Here is a 16,667-nt window from a genome sequence, read left to right on the forward strand (position 1 = left end):
TCAGGCCGCCACAGCCTGTCTCTGGCGCTCGCGCACCATGGTCAGTGCCGTGTCTTCGATCATGTCTTCCTGGCCGCCCACCATGCCGCGGCGGCCCAGCTCCAGCAGCAGCTCGCGCGCGGGGATGCCGTACTTGGCTTCGGCACGCTTGGCAAACAGCAGGAAGCTGCCATAGACGCCTGCGTAGCCCAGGGTCAGCGCGTCGCGGTCGATGCGGATGGGAAAGTCCATCAGCGGCACGACCAGGTCTTCGGCCACGTCCTGGATCTTGAACACGTCCACGCCGGTTTCAATCCCCATGCGCGCGCACACGGCTACCAGCACTTCCATAGGCGTGTTGCCCGCACCGGCGCCCAGGCCGGCAGCCGCAGCGTCGATGCGGTTGGCACCGACCTCCACTGCAGCCAGAGAGTTGGCGATGCCCATGGCCAGGTTGTGGTGGCCATGGAAACCCAGTTCGGTCTCGGGCCTGAGGGCCTGGCGCACGGCGGACAGGCGCTCTTTCACGTCGTCCGGCAGCATATAGCCGGCCGAGTCCGTGATGTAGATGCAGTTGGCGCCATAGCCTTCCATCAGCTTGGCCTGCTTGACCAGACCTTCGGCGCTGTTCATATGCGCCATCATGAGAAAGCCCACGGTGTCCATGCCCATCTTGCGGGCCATGGCGATGTGCTGCTCGGAGACATCGGCCTCGGTGCAATGCGTGGCCACGCGGATGGTGGAGACGCCCAGCTCGTGGGCCATCTTCAGGTGATCGACAGTGCCGATGCCGGGCAGCAGCAGGGCCGAGACCCTGGCCTGCTTCATCAGCGGAATGACGGTGGACAGGTATTCCTCGTCCGTATGTGCAGGAAAGCCATAGTTGACCGAGCTGCCGCCCAGGCCGTCGCCATGGGTCACTTCAATCAGGGGCACGCCGGCGGCGTCCAGACCCGTGGCCACGGACTTCATCTGTTCCAGCGTCATCTGGTGGCGCTTGGGGTGCATGCCGTCACGCAGCGTCATGTCGTGAACGGTGATCTTCTTACCTTTGAGGGACATGTTCTTCTCCTGGATCAGACAGCAACAGCGGCTTCGGCCAGCTCGAAACGGCCGGCAAGGATTTCTTCGGCAAACATCTCGGCCGTTCGAGCCGCAGCGGCAGTCATGATGTCCAGATTGCCCGCATACTTGGGCAGGTAGTCGCCCAGGCCTTCGACTTCCATATAGATGGAGACGCGGTTGCCGTCGATCACGGGGCCGTTGACCAGCTTGTAGCCGGGCACGTATTTCTGCACTTCCTTGATCATGGCGTGCACCGAGGCTTCGATCTCTGCAGGCTTGGGCGTATCCACCGTCAGGCAGTGGATGGTGTCGCGCATGATCAGCGGCGGCTCGGCGGGGTTGATGACGATGATGGCCTTGCCTTTTTGCGCGCCGCCGATTTTTTCCACGGCACCCGATGTGGTGCGGGTGAATTCGTCGATGTTCTTGCGCGTGCCAGGGCCGACCGAGCGGCTCGATACCGTAGCCACGATCTCGCCGTAGCTCACGGCCTGCACGCGCGAAACCGCCGCCACCATGGGAATGGTGGCCTGGCCGCCGCAGGTGACCATGTTCACATTCATGGCCTTTTCTGCCACCTTCTCGGCCAGGTTCACGCTGGGCACGCAGTAGGGGCCGATCGCCGCAGGCGTCAGGTCGATCATCAGCACGCCCAGTTCGTTGAGCTTGCGGCTGTTTTCGGCGTGGACATAGGCGCTGGTGGCGTCAAAGGCAATCTGTATGCCGTCTTCCTTGACAAAGGGCAGCAGGCCGTCCACACCTTCGGCCGTGGTCTTGATGCCCATCTCGCGGGCACGCTTGAGGCCGTCGGACTCAGGGTCGATGCCGACCATCCACACGGGCTCCAGCAGAGGCGATCGCTGCAACTTCATGAGCAGATCGGTACCGATATTGCCGGGGCCGATCAGCGCACACTTGATTTTCTTTTGCGTCATGGTGTCTTACTCCGTGAATTGAATGGAACAGCTGCCCATGCCGGCGATGACCATCTCGAAGCGGTCGCCGGCAGCAGCGGGTACCAGGGGGGCGAGGGAGCCCGAGAGAATGACCTCGCCTGCCTTGAAGGGAATGCCGAACGCCCCCAGGGTGTTGGCCAGCCAGGCCACCGCCTCGGCGGGATGTCCTTGCACGGCGCTGCCCAGGCCAGAGCCTGCGGGTTGGCCGTTCCTGCGCATCTGCATGGCGGCAGCGGCCAGGTCCAGCGAAGCAGGGTCTGTGTGCTGCTTGCCGATCACGAAGACGCCGCAGGATGCGTTGTCGGCCACGGTGTCCTGGATCTTGATCTTCCAGTCCTTGATGCGCGAATCGACGATCTCGAAGCAGGGTGCTACCCATTCGGTAGCGGCCAGCACATCTTCCTTGGTCACACCCGGGCCTTGCAGATCCTTCTTGAGCATGAAGGCAATTTCGCCTTCGGCGCGAGGCTGGATCAGGCCGGATGCCTTGAGCGAGACGGCGGCGCCGTCTTCATACTCCATGCTGTCGGTCAGAAAGCCGAAGTCGGGCTGGTGCACGTTCAGCATGTCCTGCACGGGCTTGGAGGTCACGCCGATCTTCTTGCCGATCACGCGCTCGCCCGATGCTTCGCGCAGGCGCAGCATGTGCAGGGAGATGTGATAGGCGTCCTCCACCGTCATCTCCGGGTGGCTGTCGGTCAGCGGTGCCAGCGTCCTGGCGGTGCGCAGCGCGTCATACAGGCGCTGGCCTTGCTGTTCGATGAATTGCTTGTCACTCATATTTGTCGCTCGCGGTGGCTTCAACCGTTCTTCATGAAGTCGATGCAGGTACGGTTGAACATCTCGCGATGCTCGACCTGCACCCAGTGGCCGCACTGGTTGACCAGCACCACGCGGCAGTTCTTGATGCCCTTGGCCAGCTTGTCGGCACCGCCCACGGGGTTGAAGGCGTCCTGCATGCCCCAGAAGCCCAGCACATTGCACTTCAGATCGGGCAGTTGCTCTGTCATATTGGGGATGTACAGACGCTGGCGCGAGGCTTCGGTCTGGGTCAGGGCAATGGGCGCACGCTCATTGATGATCTCGTCCGTCAGCAGTGACTGATCCACCACCTGCATGCTCATGACGGCGCGCATGGCTTCTGGGCCCGTCTTGCCCGACTTGTAGACATTGAACATATTGGCAATGCCGGGCATGGTCATATAGGCTTCGAACTCTTCCACGCCACCGGGTGCCATGAGGATCAGGCTCTTGACATCCTCGGGGTACTTGAGCGCATAGCCCAGCGCCACGGCGCCACCCAGCGAGTTGCCCAGCAGGGTGATGTTCTTCAGACCCAGCTGATCCACCAGTCCCTTGACGCCGGCGATGAAGAAATCCATGTCGTACTGCCTGGGCTCCTCGGTCTTGGACGAGAGGCCGTAACCGAGCAGGTCGGGAACGATGGAGCGGAAGCCCGCAGTCGCAAACTCGGGGTAGTTGCCCTTGAAGTTGCTGTAGCCGCTGGCGCCGGCGCCCGCGCCGTGCAGGAAGATTACCGGGTCACCCGATCCCTGTTCGTGGTAGTGCACGCGCTGGGGATGGCCGGCCACGTTGCCGATGTCCACATATTTGCCTTCTGGGATGGAAAAAATGTTCATCTCTGTTCTTTATGCTTGGAGTGGATAGACGAAGGCTGTCTCCGGCCTTCGGGTGAGAAATCCTGGATGACGAGGCTTTTCAAGCCCTGGCTTGCCAGAGCTTGGGCAGGCCGGGGTCGGTGGCGGCGATCGCCTTTTTGAGCAGATTGCGCAGCGTGGCCGCTTCCATCTCGCCAAGACTGGCTATCAGATCGGTTTCCACGGCCTTGGCTGCGGCCAGTACATGCAAGATGGCTTCGTTGCCCAGGGGCGTGAGCTGCAGCGACTCGGCGCGCTCGCGGCTTTCCTCCACCCAGCCTTTGCTGATCAGCGACTGCAGGGCCACGGCTCCGATGTCGGTGCCGGTGTAGGCCATGTGAGATGCAATTTCGGCAGGCGACTGGGGCTGCTGGATGCTCAGCAGCGAGAGCACGTAAAAATCGGCATCGGTCATGCCGTAAGCCGCCATGGGCTTGCGCAAGCCGCTCAGGAATTGAAAGTGCGCGCGGCCCATCAAATATCCGATCAGGTTTTCCGAGTAGACGGTATTGGTGTCTGCTGCAGGTTCGCTGGCCACTGCGTTGGCCTTGCGTGAAGCCAGGGCGTAACCGCCGGTCACGTAGAGCAGCGGAGGGTGCGGGTTGGCGTCGTAGTCGGTCACCTCGCCCACAAAGATGATGTGGTCGCCGCCGTCGTACTGAAATGCGGTCTTGCACCTGAAGCGCGCGCTGCAGTCCTGCAGCAGCGGGGCATGTGCTTCCTCGGAGTCCAGCGGCAGGCCGGAGAACTTGTCTTCGCCAGCACGGGCAAAGCGGTTTGACAGGGCTTCTTGCTCGTTGGAGAGGATGTGCACATTCCAGGTGTCGGCGTTCTGGAATACAGGCAGGCTGCGGGCGTTCTTGGCCAGGCTCCACAAGACCATGGGAGGCTCCAGCGAAACCGAGTTGAAGCTGTTGGCAGTGATTCCTACGGGCTCGCCATTCCCGGCACGGGTGGTGACGATGGTGACCCCGGTGCCAAACATGCCCAGGGCGCGGCGGAAGTCTTTGGGGTCGAAGGTTGCTGCAGTGCTTTGCATGGGGTGAATGTCTCCTTGGTGCAAGAGTGCTGCGAACAGGGCTTTTATGAATCCTTCACATGGACTAGCAGCGCAAAACAGGGCTTGGTGTTTGTCCTAGGCTCAATGTTTTTGCTGTGCGGGCTCAGGCTTTGAGGAGGTCCGGAAACGCCAGATTCATCGTTAGTCTGATCGGACGATGAACGGAAAATTGCATGGTGAGAGCATTTCTGTCATAGGCGAAAAGGCCTTGCCCACCACACCACAAGCCGTCCGGTGGAGCGGCAACTGGAGACCTGAATGAACACAATGACAGATAACTACCTCACCCCTGATGCGCTGGCTGTGATCGAGCGTGCCAAGGCCCTGGCGCCCAGGCTGGCGGCACGCGCGCAGCAGGCGGATCGCGAAGGAAAGATCAGCGACGAAACCGTTCAGGAGATGGCTGAGGCGGGTCTGTTCCGTGTGCTGCAGCCCAAGCGCTGGGGGGGCTATGAAATGGATCCCCGTGTGTTCTACAGCGTTCAGATGGAACTGGCCAAGGGCTGCATGTCCACGGCCTGGATTTACGGGGTGGTCGGCGTTCACCCCTGGCAGCTGGCGCTTTTCCCCGACCAAGCCCAGCAAGATGTGTGGGGCAAGGATAACGGGGTGCGTATCGCCTCGACCTATATGCCTACCGGCAAGGCCGAGCCCGTGGAAGGCGGTTTCAGGTTCAACGGTCGCTGGAGTTTTTCCACCGGCTCCAAGCATTGCGACTGGCTGTTTCTCGGCGGTCTGCTGCCCAAGCGTGATGGTACGCCTGGCCTGGAGCATGTGACTTTTCTGGTGCCCAAGGCGGACTATCGCATTGAGGACAACTGGGATGTGCTGGGGCTGCGCGGCACTGGCAGTCATGACATCGTGGTGGAAAACGCGTTTGTCCCGGCACATCGCATCCAGTACACCAACGACCACAGCGATGTGGGCTGCCCCGGCCGCACGGAGAACACCAGCTGGCTGTTCCGCATCCCCTTTACCCATGTGTTCCAGCGTGCGGTGTCCACCGCCTGTCTGGGCGCGCTGGAAAGTGCCATCGCTTCGTTCACCGAGCGCGCGACGGCGCACGTTGGAAAGCATGGCAACAGGATGGCCGAGGATGTGAACGCCCAGACGGCCGTGACCGAAGCCACGATTGCGCTGGACCAGCTCAAGATGGTGCTGTTCCGCAATTACGCACGCATTGTGGATGCGGCCAAGACGGGTATTCAGCTGACGCTGGAAGAGCGTCTGCTGCAGCGTGCTCAGGCGTCATACGTTCCCAAGCTGACGGGCTTTCATGCCAATGAGCTGATGCGTGCCTGTGCAGCCAGCGGCACTTTCAAGAACAATCCCATCGAGCGCATCTTCCGCGACATCCATCAGGGACGCACCCACATTGCGAACAACACGGATGCCTATGTGCGCGCCTATGGCTCGCATGTGCTGGGCATTCCCAACCAGGAACCCTTTGTCTGATTGAATTCAGGCCAGGCTGCGGCAGCGCTCCCATAGTGGAGGCTGCCGCCAGCGTGTATTTGCGACAGTCCATCCATAAAACAAAGATTGACGGAGACAAGGTATGGCAGAACAAGAATATGACCTGATCGTCGTGGGGTCGGGGGCAGGGGCCATGCTGGGCGCCATTCGCGCGCAGGAGCAGGGCCTCAAGACTCTGGTGGTGGAGAAGACCGAGCTGTTCGGCGGCACTTCGGCCCTGTCGGGCGGCGGCATCTGGATTCCGCTCAATTACGACCAGAAGACCGCTGGCATCAAAGACGATCTGGAAACCGCATTTGGCTATATGAAGCGCTGTGTGCGCGGCATGGTGACGGATGACCGAGTGCTGGCCTATGTGGAGACCGCCAGCAAGATGGCCGAGTACCTGCGCCAGATCGGCATCCCTTATCGAGCCATGGCCAAGTATGCGGATTACTACCCCCATATCGAAGGTTCCAGGCCCGGTGGCCGCACCATGGATCCGGCTGACTTCAATGCCGCCAGGCTGGGCCTGACGGCACTGGAAACCATGCGCCCTGGCCCTCCCGGCAATCAGTTGTTCGGCCGCATGAGCATCAGTGCCTTCGAGGCGCATTCCATGCTCTCGCGCGAGTTGAAGTCGCGCTTCACCATCCTGGGCATCATGCTCAGGTACTTCCTGGACTACCCCTGGCGCAACAAGACCAAGCGTGATCGTCGCATGACGGGCGGCCAGGCGCTTGTGGCAGGTCTGCTGACTGCGGCCAACAAGGTCGGGGTCGAGATGTGGCGCAACTCTCCGCTCAAGGAGCTGGTGCAGGATGCATCGGGTCGTGTGACGGGTGTCATCGTTGAAAGGAATGGTCAGCGCCAGCAGATCAACGCCAGACGTGGCGTGTTGTTGGGTGCGGGTGGCTTTGAGCGCAATCAGGAGATGCGTGACCAGTATCTGAACAAGCCCACCAAGGCAGAGTGGACGGCAACCCCTGTGGGAGGCAATACCGGTGATGCTCACCGGGCCGGTCAGGCCGTGGGTGCGCAGCTGGCGCTGATGGACTGGTCCTGGGGCGTGCCCACCATGGATGTTCCCAAGGAGCCGGCCTTTCGCGGAATTTTCGTGGAGCGCTCGCTGCCGGGGTGCATGGTTGTCAACAGCAGGGGGCAGCGCTTTCTCAACGAGTCCGGCCCTTATCCGGAATTCCAGCAGGCCATGCTGGCCGAACATGCCAAGGGCAATGGCGGCGTGCCCGCATGGATTGTGTTCGACGCCAGCTTCCGGGCACAGAACCCCATGGGGCCGCTGATGCCTGCCTCGGCCGTGCCGGACAGCAAGGTACGCAAGAGCTGGCTGAACAATGTCTACTGGAAGGGCGAGACGCTGGAAGATCTGGCCCGTCAGATTGGAGTGGACGCTGCTGGGCTGAAGGACAGTGCGCGTCGCATGACCGAATTCGCCAGAGCTGGCAAGGACCTGGACTTTGACCGGGGCGGCAATGTGTTTGACCGCTACTACGGCGATCCGCGTCTCAAGAATCCCAACCTTGGTCCCATCGAGAAAGGTCCGTTCTACGCCATGCGCCTGTGGCCCGGAGAGATCGGCACCAAGGGGGGGCTGCTCACCGATAGAGAGGGGCGTGTGCTCGATACGCAAGGCCGGATCATCGAGGGGCTGTACTGCGTGGGCAACAACTCCGCTTCCGTCATGGGGCCAGCCTATGCCGGCGCAGGCTCCACCCTGGGGCCGGCCATGACATTTGCCTTCCGCGCCGTGGCCGACATGCTAGGCAAACCCTTGCCCCTCGAGAACCCGCATCTGCTGGGCAAGACGGTTTGATCAGGAGGCACGGAAATGTCCAGTTTCAAAAAGCATGTCAGCACCATCAATCCGGTGGGAGCGGTCTTGGATGTGGAGTCGGCCGATGAGGTCCAGTGGTCCGATGCCAGCGATGTGGTGGTGGTCGGCTGGGGGGGCGCGGGTGCCAGTGCAGCAATTGAGGCGCGCGAGCAGGGGGCCGAAGTTCTGGTGATAGACCGCTTCAGCGGCGGTGGCGCCAGTGTGCTGTCAGGCGGTGTGGTCTATGCCGGTGGTGGTACCCGATATCAGAAGGAGGCAGGCTTCGAGGATTCGCCCGAAGCCATGACTGCCTACCTCAAGCATGAGGTCAATGGTGTGGTCAGTGACGAGACTCTGGCTCGCTTCAGCCGCGACAGCGTGGCCAACCTGAACTGGCTGGAAAAGCAGGGCGCCACCTTTGCGTCGACCATGCCTGCGTACAAGACCTCCTATCCGGCCGATGGCATGTATCTGTACTACTCGGGAAACGAAGTGGTGCCCGCCTACGGCAACCCGCAGCTGGCCAAGAAGCCCGCACCGCGCGGTCACCGCGTGGTGGCCAAGGGGCAGTCGGGAGCGACGTTCTTCGCCGCGCTGCAAAAATCCACATTGGCGCACGGAGCCCGTACATTGACGCAGGCCCGCGTCCAGCGCCTGGTGCGCGAGAAGGACAGCGGCCGTGTATTGGGCGTGGAGGTGATGGTGTTGCCCGAAGGCGATCCACGTACCGAACGCCACAAGAAGCTCGATGAGCTGGTGGCCAAGTGGCGTTTGTATCAGGCGCCACGTGCCCAGGCGGGTCGTCGTGAAGCTGCGCAGATCGAGAGCGAGATCGGCGAGAAGCGCTACATCCGTGCCCGCAAAGGTGTGGTGCTGTCCACTGGCGGCTATATCTTCAATTCGGGCCTGCTGGAGCGACATGCGCCGGCTTACAAGCCCGGCTGGCTGACCGGTGCTGCGGGCTGCGATGGCTCCGGTCTGCGGCTCGGGCAATCCGTGGGAGGGATCGCTCAGGATCTGAACAATATCTCGGCCTGGCGCTTCATCACGCCACCCTCGGTCTGGCCCAGAGGTCTGGTGGTCAATACCAAAGGCGAGCGTTTCTGCAACGAACAGGTCTACGGTGCCAAGCTCGGCTACGAGATGATGGAAAAGCAGGGGGGAAAGGCCTGGCTCATCATTGATAGCAAGCTGCGCAGGCAGGCTGCCTGGCAGTGCCTGTTTGGCGGTTTGTGGGGCTTCCAGTCCATGCCCGCGCTGGCGCTGATGTACAAGGTCGCGATCAAGGGCAAATCTGTCGCCGACTTGGCCAAAAAGCTTCGCATGGATGCAACAGTGCTGCAGCTCCAGTTCGATCGCGCCAATGCCGCGGCACGCGGTGAGATCGAAGACCCGTTGGGCAAGTCCCAGGACATGCGCCATGAGTTCAAGGGCGGCTCGCTGTTTGCCATCGATATCTCCATCAGCCAGAAGATGTTTCCGCTGGCCGTCCTGAGCCTTGGTGGCCTCAAGGTCAACGAGGACAACGGTGCAGTGATTGACGGTGCCGGCTATGACATTCCCGGTCTGTATGCCGCGGGGCGCACCGCCATTGGTGTGGCTTCCTCGCGTTATGTGAGCGGCTTGTCCCTGGCCGACTGCGTGTTCTCGGGCCGCCGAGCGGGCAAGGCGGCGGCGCTTGAGGATGAAAAGTCCCTGGCTGGCCAGGCCGCGCGCCAGCAGGCATCCGCTGTGGAGAGCGTCAGTTCCTGACCCCGTGGATTGGGGACGATCTTGTGCCGGGGCGCCAGTGCAAGGTTGCACAAAAAGAGTGAGTGAGCAAGGGGTAAGAATAAATGAGCAGTGAAGCCACAACAACCGCGTCGCGGTATCACCCGCTGCGCGTGCGCGCGGTGATTGACGAGACGCACGATACCAAGTCAATTGTGTTCGAGGTGCCAGAGGCTCTGGCTGAGCAATTCAGCTATAGGCCCGGCCAGTTTCTGACTCTGCGACTGCCTATCGAGGGCCGCTATGTGCCTCGCTGCTACTCCATGTCCAGTGCCCCGATGCTCGACGATGCCTTGCGGGTGACTGTCAAGCGCGTCGACAAGGGACGAGGTTCCAACTGGGTTTGCGACAGGGTTCAGGTGGGTGACTCCATCGAGCTGATGCCTCCCTCGGGCCTGTTCTCGCCCCGGAATCTGTCTCAGAACTTTCTGCTGCTGGCCGGTGGCAGCGGAATCACACCGGTGTTCTCCATCTTGCGCACCGTACTCAAGCAGCATCAGGGCAATGTGGTGCTGTTCTATGCCAACCGCGATGAGCGCTCGGTGATCTTCAGGAAGGACCTGCAGCAGCTGGCGGCCGAGTATCCAGATCGCCTGCAGGTCATTCACTGGCTGGACTCTGTGCAAGGCGCGCCTTCGCAGAAGCAGCTCGCAGCCTGGGCCACGCCCTGGGTGGCCGATGCAGGCCAGGCCTTTATCTGCGGGCCGGGCCCCTTCATGGATGCCGCGCAGGCCGCGATGATCGAGGCCGGCATGCCTGCCGAGCAGGTACATGTGGAGCGCTTTGTCTCTCTGCCTGACGAGGAGACTCTGCAGCTGATGCAGGAGGCAACTGCTCCCGTGGAGGCAGCTGTCGACCAGGCCCTGGTGCAGCTGCGTCTGGACGGCGAGGAATACGAATTCAACTGCAGTGGCACGGAGACCATTCTGGAGGCCGGACTGCGCGCTGGCATCAATGTGCCCTACTCCTGCCAGGCTGGCATGTGCGCATCCTGCATGTGCCAGGTGCAGGACGGCAGCGTACATCTGCGACACAACGAAGTGCTGGATGCCAAGGATCTGTCCAGGAAGTGGACGCTTGCCTGTCAATCCTTGCCCACCAGCGAAAAGCTGCGCGTCAAATTTCCGGAGTAACTTATGTCGAAACCCAACCAGAATGCGATGCCCGAGTCTTCGCTGACCTTGCCCGGGATGCTGGCTGACGTGGTCAGTCGCTTTGCCGGTCGCGCGGCGATTGTCGAAAACGGCAAGTCCATCAGCTATGCCCAGCTGCAGCAGCTGAGCCGCCTGGCTGCACGTGCCTTGATGAGTCTGGGTGTGCAGGCTGGGGATCGTGTGGCTCTGTGGGCGCCCAATCTCAGCGAGTGGATCGTTGCCGCCTGTGGTGTGCATGCTGCGGGCGGCGTGCTGGTGCCCTTGAACACCCGCATGAAGGGCGCCGAGGCTGCCGATATTCTCGAGCGCAGCCGTGCCAGGGTGCTGGTGTGCGTGGGGGACTTCCTGAACAACTACTACCCGGATCTGCTGAACGGCCTGCGTCCTGTCACACTGCATCAGGTGGTGGTGCTCGGTAACAAGGTGCTGCCTAGCGCAGATATGAACTGGGCGCAGTTCATGGCCAGGGCCGATGGCACGACGGCCGAAGCCCAGCAGCAGCGTGAAGCCCGGATCAAGCCTGACGATACGGCCGATCTGATGTTCACTTCCGGCACCACGGGACGTCCCAAGGGAGTGATGTGCGCGCACCGCCCGACGATTCTGGCTTTCAAGGCCTGGTCGGAGGTGGTAGGCTTGACCGAAGGCAGCCGATACCTGATCGTCAATCCGTTCTTTCACACCTTTGGCTACAAGGCCGGCTGGGTGGCAGCCTTGCTGCAGGGCTCTACCGTCTATCCCGAGCAGGTATTTGATGCGCAGGCCATCTTGCGTCGCATCGAGAGCGACCGTATCAGCTTCTTGCCAGGCCCGCCGACCCTGTTTCTGTCCATGCTGGCGCATCCAGGGCTCAAGAATTTCGATCTGAGTTCTTTGAAGTCCTCCGTGACCGGTGCTTCCACAGTACCCCCCATTCTCATCAAGCGCATGCGCGAGGAGTTGGGCATCCAGAATGTCACCACGGCCTACGGCCTGACGGAGTGCGGTGGTTGTGCCACGCTCTGCGAACCCTCCGACAATGTGGAAACCGTGGCCAATACCTGTGGCAAGGCCCTGCCGGGGACCGAGGTGCGCTGTGTGGACGAGCAAGGACAGCCTGTTGCTCCAGGCGAAGCCGGGGAGGTGCTGCTGCGCGGCTATCACATCATGCAGGGCTACTTCGAGGATGAGAAGGCCACGGCAGAAACCATTGATGCAGATGGCTGGTTGCATACCGGCGATGTGGGCGTGCTTGACGAGCGCGGCTATCTGCGCATTACCGACCGCCTCAAGGATATGTTCATCGTGGGCGGCTTCAACTGCTACCCTGCAGAAATCGAGCGCATGCTGTCCAACCACCCCGAGGTGGCGCAGGTTGCCGTGGTCGGGGTGGCAGACGAGCGCATGGGCGAGGTAGGCTGTGCCTGCGTGGTGGCACGCGACGGCGTGGCACTGGACCAGGAGGCCTTCATCGCCTGGTGCCGTGCCAATATGGCCAACTACAAGGTGCCGCGCTTTGTGCTGCAGCTCGATGGCCTGCCCGTCAATGCCTCCAACAAGGTGCAAAAGCGCGATCTGCTGCAGATCGTCAAGAGCAGGCTCGCACCTGTTTCACAGCCGGCCTGAACAGGACTATCTGAAAAAGCCAGGCGGTTTTCGGAAAGTGGCTGAAAATCGTGGCTATAATTCGAGTCTGCTCTGTAAGGCGCACAGCTTTTCAGAAATGCGGGAATAGCTCAGTTGGTAGAGCGATACCTTGCCAAGGTATAGGTCGACGGTTCGAACCCGTTTTCCCGCTCCAGATTTTGAAAAGGGAAGCAAAAGCTTCCCTTTTTTATTGCATTGGTCGCCTGGCTGATGCAATACTTCTCGCTGGCGCCCGGCGCCGGTTGTGAAGTGGGCCCCGATGGTGAAATTGGTAGACACTGCAGACTTAAAATCTGCCGCTTTTAACGAAGCGTACCGGTTCGATTCCGGTTCGGGGCACCAGAATTGAAAAGCCTGCTATATCTTGTGTAGCGGGCTTTTTTATTTGTGACTTGATTAGCCGTTGCTGCCCGCAGTCTTGCTGAAGGTGGGAAAATTCAGCCACTGCGATGCTGTAGGGCAGTGGGCGTCAAGGCTTGGTCAAGGCGCTTGGAAAAGTCCTGGCTTCGATGCAATATGGCTCGCAGTTCTGTCATGCTGACGAGGCCTGCACTCCCAGAGAAAAAAGATGTCTAGTTACAACGCTGCTTTTGAAATTCATGTCCACGGACAGGTTCTGCTCCGTGCTGATGTTACGTATGAGCAGCTGCAAGATGCATTGCGCCCCTTGTGGGCCTATGCTGGTGCGCGCTCATTGACTGATGGCGAGGGAAGTCTCTATGAAGAAGAGCCCGGCATTCAGTTCGACGCCAAGGAACATCTGCTGCAGATGTGCTGGACCGTGCGTGGTGACGATGACTTTCGTCAGTCCCTGGACGATATGTGCATGGGGCTCAACGAGCTGGCCGAGCAGGGTTCGCCCATCGAGGTGACTTTCTACGACACCGAGTTCGATGAGGAAGAGGCTCCTGCCGAGGCGCAAAGCCGCGATGACTTCCTGATGCTGTTTGTCGGCCCCAATCCCGCAGCCATCATGCAGGTGCAGCGCGATTTGCTGGTGCAGGATGTCATCAACATGATGGAGCGTCACTTTGACGGCGCAGAGCTCGGCGGAGTGGTGCAAGAGATCGACAAGCTGTTCTCGCAGCGCTTCGAAGCCCTGGTCAGCTCGCTGGAACTGGGCAAGCCGCCACGTGGTGGATCGGGGGGCTCGGCCTCCGGTCATGGTGGCAATCGCCGCCCTCGTCATTTGCATTGATTCGTTCGGTCATTCGCTGACTAAGCCCTCCGGGCTACAGTCCCGAGACTGTGGTGGAGGGCTTGTCTTTTGTCATGAAGCCCATTCCTACACCCAAGTATTCAGGAGCCGTCACTCAGCAACTGCGCAAGGACAGGGCTGCGCGCGTCAGCGTGGGCGAAGAAGGGACGAATGCATCCGTGCCGCTGGCATTGCCCTATCTCTCGGGCTACGCGCCATCGCTGCAGAATCAGGTGCGCGACTGGCTGCTCTCGGGCAAGGCCGGTGACTGGCTGCTGCGCAAATATCCGCAGGCCCATTCGGTTCGCACGGACAGGGCGCTCTATGACTATGTCGATGCGTTCAAGGTGCAATATCTGCGCAATGCAGGGCAGTTGCACAAGGTGGCCTACGACAGCAAGATTCATGTAGTGCGCAATGCCCTGGGTCTGCATACGCGGCGTGCGATTGCGCATGGAGGCCGGCTCAATGCCCGGCACGAGATCCATGTGGCGGCCATGTTCAAGCAGGCGCCTGATGCCTTTTTGCGCATGATTTGCGTGCATGAGCTGGCGCATATCCGCATCATGGATCACGACAAGGCTTTCTATCAGTTATGCACGCATATGGAGCCTGATTACCATCAGTTGGAGTTCGATGTGCGTTTTTATCTCAGTTATCTGGACCAGGGCGGCCAACTGCTCTGGGTCTGATGGCGCAGATCAGGCGGGGGTGGGCATCGCGCTGGGCGAGCACACGTGGACGGCCTGGCTGCAATCGACGGGCAGATCCAGCCAACGCTGGGCCGCGGCCTGCATGGCCGTCAGGCGGCCGGTTGTCATGAGCTGTATCTGATCGGCCTGGGCCAGCTGCAGCGACCCATCGGTCTCGGCTCCCAGCAGATTGCGCTGCTCAAGCATGCGCCGGGTCTGGCGTGCCACCGGGGCGCCGGTGTCCAGGAACTGAATATCGGGCCCCAGCAGGGTGCGCAAATCGTCCTTGACAAACACATAGTGGGTGCAGCCCAGCACCAGCGTATCCATCTGCCCTGTCTTATGGCCGAAACTGCCTAAAGCGCTTGTGTACTTTGCGCAGAGTGCTCTGATCTCCGTGGCGCCTGCATCCTCGGGCAATGCCAGCTCCGTGCTTTGCTCGATCGCCCTGGCCAGGCCGTCGCAGGCTTGGAGGTGGAACTCGGCGCGCTGGCCATGCTCCGACACCAGGCGCGCCACGCGTTGGCTGGAGATGGTGCCTCGGGTCGCTATCACGCCCACATGATGGGTCTGGCTGGAAAAAGAGGCTGGCTTGATGGCCGGCTCCACGCCGATGACGGGCAGTTGCGGCAGGCGTTCGCGCAACAGTTCCACGGCCGCAGCGGTGGCTGTATTGCAGGCAATCACGAGAATCTTGATGTCGTGCTGCTCCAGCAGGTATTTCGCAATGGCCAGACTGCGCTCCTGCACAAATGCATCGCCGCGCGCATCGCCATAGGGCGCATTGCCGCTGTCGGCCAGATAGACAAACTGCTCGTGCGGCAGCTCATGGCGCAGTGCCTGCAGCACGCTGAGGCCGCCCACACCGCTATCAAAAATACCGATGGGGGAGTGAGGAGTGGGCATGGTGCATGAGATAGGTTGGGGCGATGTTGCGGCCGTCAGTATGCGCCGCTTTGCGTGCCGGCTGCGTGTCCAGGGCTATGGTTTATCAGGAGTTTGAGCTGCTCTGGGTTGCAGGCAAGCCGCAGACCGGACAGAAATTATCACCATGACCGACTTCATGCCCGGCCGGGCAGTGGCGGGTCTTGAGCATGGAAGGCAGGTTCCAGCTCGAGAAGAAGATGCAAAACGCCATGCTGTAGAAGATCATCCAGTGGCCCGAGAACACGCGTAGGCCGTGCTGCTGCTCGGCCATGCCGCCCGCAATGCCGAGAAAAAAGTTGGCAAAAGCGTAGATGAAGATCGCGTAAGCGCTGTTGCGCATCCAGGCGGGGCAGCCTGCGAGCACCTTCTTCCAGGAAAACTGCAGGCGATTGCCGTTGTTGATGCGCTGAGCAATCAGTACCGCAGGCATCCAGACGGCAAAAATCCCGATGCTCATGACGCTTGTGAATATTCCCAGAGCATCTGGAGGCAAGTGCGTTTCAAGTGCATCGATCTGCCCTGCAAATGCTGCCAAGTGTGTGATTGCACTGAGTGCAAAGCCCATTCCGGAAATCAGCATCAATGGTGGCAGAAGAATTTGCATGGCGGCTTGAAAAGACAAAAAAAGGAGCTTAGAGCGCTTGTTTGCTGCTGGTTTCAGAAGTCATTCAGATAGTTTTTTATTGTGGCACAGCGATCAATGCTCATTTTTTTGCAGTGGGGCCGCCAGACGAATGCTGTCCACAAGCCTGCCGAAGTAGCTTTCGCGCATGGACAGCAAGGCGGGCAACGGGGCAGATGGCAGGCTGTCGTAGCCATCTTCATCAATGCAGAATTCGAAAAACAGGTAGTCAACTTCGGACAGCTTGAGCTGATGGCGGCAGGCGTGACGGCCCGAGCCCCGTTTTTTTTGGGCCATGGTCTGCATGCTGGTATTGCTTCCCAGGACTGCCGTATAGACCATGGGCAGAGTGGCCGCCAGGTTGAACCAGAGCATGAAAGTCATGAAAGCGGTGCATAGCAAGGCCATCAGCCAGCGCTTGATGGGGCCGTAGCCGAGCCAGGGGCCTGCGGGTTGCCAAAGTCCCAGTCTATGGAGTCTTAGCAACCAGATGCCGGCTGCTGCGGTAAGTGCCAGCGCCAGATGCAGCGCGATCAGCTGCCAATGCGCATCGGGTATGAAGCTGCGCCAGAAAATGGGGGCGAGTGCGCCCATCATCACCGCCATGAAAGCGACGATCAGCCATTTCTGTGGATTGGAGGTTTCAGGTTTCCAGAGCCAGTTCATGCTTG

The 16,667-nt window shown here is 60.6% G+C and carries 15 protein-coding genes and 2 tRNA genes; 9 read left to right on the top strand and 8 right to left on the bottom strand.

The features are described from left to right. From tesG to F0P97_RS07490, 5 genes are all read right to left on the bottom strand, one after another. A complete protein-coding gene (gene tesG, locus F0P97_RS07470) occupies nucleotides 1-1,041 on the bottom strand; it encodes a 4-hydroxy-2-oxovalerate aldolase TesG (protein WP_182286267.1) in 1,041 nt (346 codons plus the stop codon). Between the two features lie 14 nt (nucleotides 1,042-1,055). Beyond that, nucleotides 1,056-1,979 (bottom strand): acetaldehyde dehydrogenase TesF, encoded by a 924-nt coding sequence (tesF, locus tag F0P97_RS07475; RefSeq protein ID WP_182286268.1) that lies wholly within the window; start codon nucleotides 1,977-1,979, stop codon nucleotides 1,056-1,058. A gap of 6 nt (nucleotides 1,980-1,985) precedes the next feature. After that, on the bottom strand, nucleotides 1,986-2,780 hold the full coding sequence (gene tesE, locus F0P97_RS07480; protein WP_182286269.1) for a 2-hydroxyhexa-2,4-dienoate hydratase TesE: 795 nt from the start codon (nucleotides 2,778-2,780) through the stop codon (nucleotides 1,986-1,988). 20 nt (nucleotides 2,781-2,800) lie between these two features. Then, the gene (locus F0P97_RS07485) at nucleotides 2,801-3,640 is read right to left on the bottom strand and encodes an alpha/beta fold hydrolase (RefSeq protein WP_182286270.1); all 840 of its coding nucleotides are present in this window, start codon (nucleotides 3,638-3,640) and stop codon (nucleotides 2,801-2,803) included. 79 nt (nucleotides 3,641-3,719) lie between these two features. Beyond that, nucleotides 3,720-4,697: a flavin reductase gene (locus F0P97_RS07490; protein WP_182286271.1), complete on the bottom strand. Its 978-nt coding sequence runs from the start codon at nucleotides 4,695-4,697 to the stop codon at nucleotides 3,720-3,722. A gap of 288 nt (nucleotides 4,698-4,985) precedes the next feature. On the opposite strand from F0P97_RS07490, the gene F0P97_RS07495 reads away from it, so the two are divergent. The 9 genes from F0P97_RS07495 to F0P97_RS07535 all read left to right on the top strand — a co-directional run bounded on the left by F0P97_RS07495 (nucleotide 4,986) and on the right by F0P97_RS07535 (nucleotide 14,447). Continuing rightward, on the top strand, nucleotides 4,986-6,173 hold the full coding sequence (locus tag F0P97_RS07495; RefSeq protein ID WP_182287129.1) for an acyl-CoA dehydrogenase family protein: 1,188 nt from the start codon (nucleotides 4,986-4,988) through the stop codon (nucleotides 6,171-6,173). Between the two features lie 103 nt (nucleotides 6,174-6,276). Beyond that, the gene (locus tag F0P97_RS07500; RefSeq protein WP_182286272.1) at nucleotides 6,277-8,007 is read left to right on the top strand and encodes an FAD-dependent oxidoreductase; all 1,731 of its coding nucleotides are present in this window, start codon (nucleotides 6,277-6,279) and stop codon (nucleotides 8,005-8,007) included. 15 nt (nucleotides 8,008-8,022) lie between these two features. Then, nucleotides 8,023-9,759, top strand: coding sequence for an FAD-binding protein (locus F0P97_RS07505; RefSeq protein WP_182286273.1), 1,737 nt, complete (start codon nucleotides 8,023-8,025; stop codon nucleotides 9,757-9,759). Nucleotides 9,760-9,842: 83 nt separating this feature from the next. Further along, nucleotides 9,843-10,910, top strand: coding sequence for a ferredoxin--NADP reductase (locus F0P97_RS07510; protein WP_182286274.1), 1,068 nt, complete (start codon nucleotides 9,843-9,845; stop codon nucleotides 10,908-10,910). 3 nt (nucleotides 10,911-10,913) lie between these two features. Beyond that, nucleotides 10,914-12,536: a FadD3 family acyl-CoA ligase gene (locus tag F0P97_RS07515; RefSeq protein ID WP_182286275.1), complete on the top strand. Its 1,623-nt coding sequence runs from the start codon at nucleotides 10,914-10,916 to the stop codon at nucleotides 12,534-12,536. 99 nt (nucleotides 12,537-12,635) lie between these two features. Next, nucleotides 12,636-12,711 (top strand) — tRNA-Gly (locus F0P97_RS07520). A gap of 99 nt (nucleotides 12,712-12,810) precedes the next feature. Next, nucleotides 12,811-12,899: transfer RNA gene (locus F0P97_RS07525), tRNA-Leu, on the top strand. 226 nt (nucleotides 12,900-13,125) lie between these two features. Beyond that, nucleotides 13,126-13,755 carry a DUF6806 family protein gene (locus F0P97_RS07530; RefSeq protein ID WP_003061017.1) on the top strand — a complete coding sequence of 210 codons (630 nt, stop codon included), beginning with the start codon at nucleotides 13,126-13,128 and terminating at the stop codon, nucleotides 13,753-13,755. Between the two features lie 74 nt (nucleotides 13,756-13,829). Continuing rightward, a complete protein-coding gene (locus tag F0P97_RS07535; protein ID WP_182286276.1) occupies nucleotides 13,830-14,447 on the top strand; it encodes a M48 family metallopeptidase in 618 nt (205 codons plus the stop codon). A gap of 9 nt (nucleotides 14,448-14,456) precedes the next feature. Here F0P97_RS07535 and murI read toward each other — a convergent pair whose 3' ends face one another. From murI to F0P97_RS07550, 3 genes are all read right to left on the bottom strand, one after another. Continuing rightward, nucleotides 14,457-15,353, bottom strand: a complete 897-nt coding sequence (murI, locus tag F0P97_RS07540) for a glutamate racemase (protein ID WP_182286277.1) — start codon at nucleotides 15,351-15,353, stop codon at nucleotides 14,457-14,459. Nucleotides 15,354-15,438: 85 nt separating this feature from the next. Then, nucleotides 15,439-15,831: a hypothetical protein gene (locus F0P97_RS07545; RefSeq protein WP_232538147.1), complete on the bottom strand. Its 393-nt coding sequence runs from the start codon at nucleotides 15,829-15,831 to the stop codon at nucleotides 15,439-15,441. Nucleotides 15,832-16,071: 240 nt separating this feature from the next. After that, on the bottom strand, nucleotides 16,072-16,662 hold the full coding sequence (locus F0P97_RS07550; RefSeq protein WP_182286278.1) for a hypothetical protein: 591 nt from the start codon (nucleotides 16,660-16,662) through the stop codon (nucleotides 16,072-16,074). Nucleotides 16,663-16,667 lie beyond the last annotated feature (5 nt).

This window comes from Comamonas testosteroni (assembly GCF_014076415.1).
Lineage (GTDB): Bacteria > Pseudomonadota > Gammaproteobacteria > Burkholderiales > Burkholderiaceae_C > Comamonas > Comamonas testosteroni_F.

Coding starts and splice junctions, on each gene's coding strand:
- F0P97_RS07500 (WP_182286272.1), top strand. CDS start 6,277: ATGGCAGAACAAGAATATGACCTGATCGTCGTGGGGTCGGGGGCAGGG.
- F0P97_RS07530 (WP_003061017.1), top strand. CDS start 13,126: ATGTCTAGTTACAACGCTGCTTTTGAAATTCATGTCCACGGACAGGTT.
- F0P97_RS07485 (WP_182286270.1), bottom strand. CDS start 3,640: ATGAACATTTTTTCCATCCCAGAAGGCAAATATGTGGACATCGGCAAC.
- F0P97_RS07495 (WP_182287129.1), top strand. CDS start 4,986: ATGACAGATAACTACCTCACCCCTGATGCGCTGGCTGTGATCGAGCGT.
- F0P97_RS07505 (WP_182286273.1), top strand. CDS start 8,023: ATGTCCAGTTTCAAAAAGCATGTCAGCACCATCAATCCGGTGGGAGCG.
- tesE (WP_182286269.1), bottom strand. CDS start 2,780: ATGAGTGACAAGCAATTCATCGAACAGCAAGGCCAGCGCCTGTATGAC.
- F0P97_RS07510 (WP_182286274.1), top strand. CDS start 9,843: ATGAGCAGTGAAGCCACAACAACCGCGTCGCGGTATCACCCGCTGCGC.
- tesG (WP_182286267.1), bottom strand. CDS start 1,041: ATGTCCCTCAAAGGTAAGAAGATCACCGTTCACGACATGACGCTGCGT.
- tesF (WP_182286268.1), bottom strand. CDS start 1,979: ATGACGCAAAAGAAAATCAAGTGTGCGCTGATCGGCCCCGGCAATATC.
- F0P97_RS07490 (WP_182286271.1), bottom strand. CDS start 4,697: ATGCAAAGCACTGCAGCAACCTTCGACCCCAAAGACTTCCGCCGCGCC.
- F0P97_RS07550 (WP_182286278.1), bottom strand. CDS start 16,662: ATGAACTGGCTCTGGAAACCTGAAACCTCCAATCCACAGAAATGGCTG.
- F0P97_RS07545 (WP_232538147.1), bottom strand. CDS start 15,831: ATGAGCATCGGGATTTTTGCCGTCTGGATGCCTGCGGTACTGATTGCT.
- F0P97_RS07515 (WP_182286275.1), top strand. CDS start 10,914: ATGTCGAAACCCAACCAGAATGCGATGCCCGAGTCTTCGCTGACCTTG.
- murI (WP_182286277.1), bottom strand. CDS start 15,353: ATGCCCACTCCTCACTCCCCCATCGGTATTTTTGATAGCGGTGTGGGC.
- F0P97_RS07535 (WP_182286276.1), top strand. CDS start 13,830: ATGAAGCCCATTCCTACACCCAAGTATTCAGGAGCCGTCACTCAGCAA.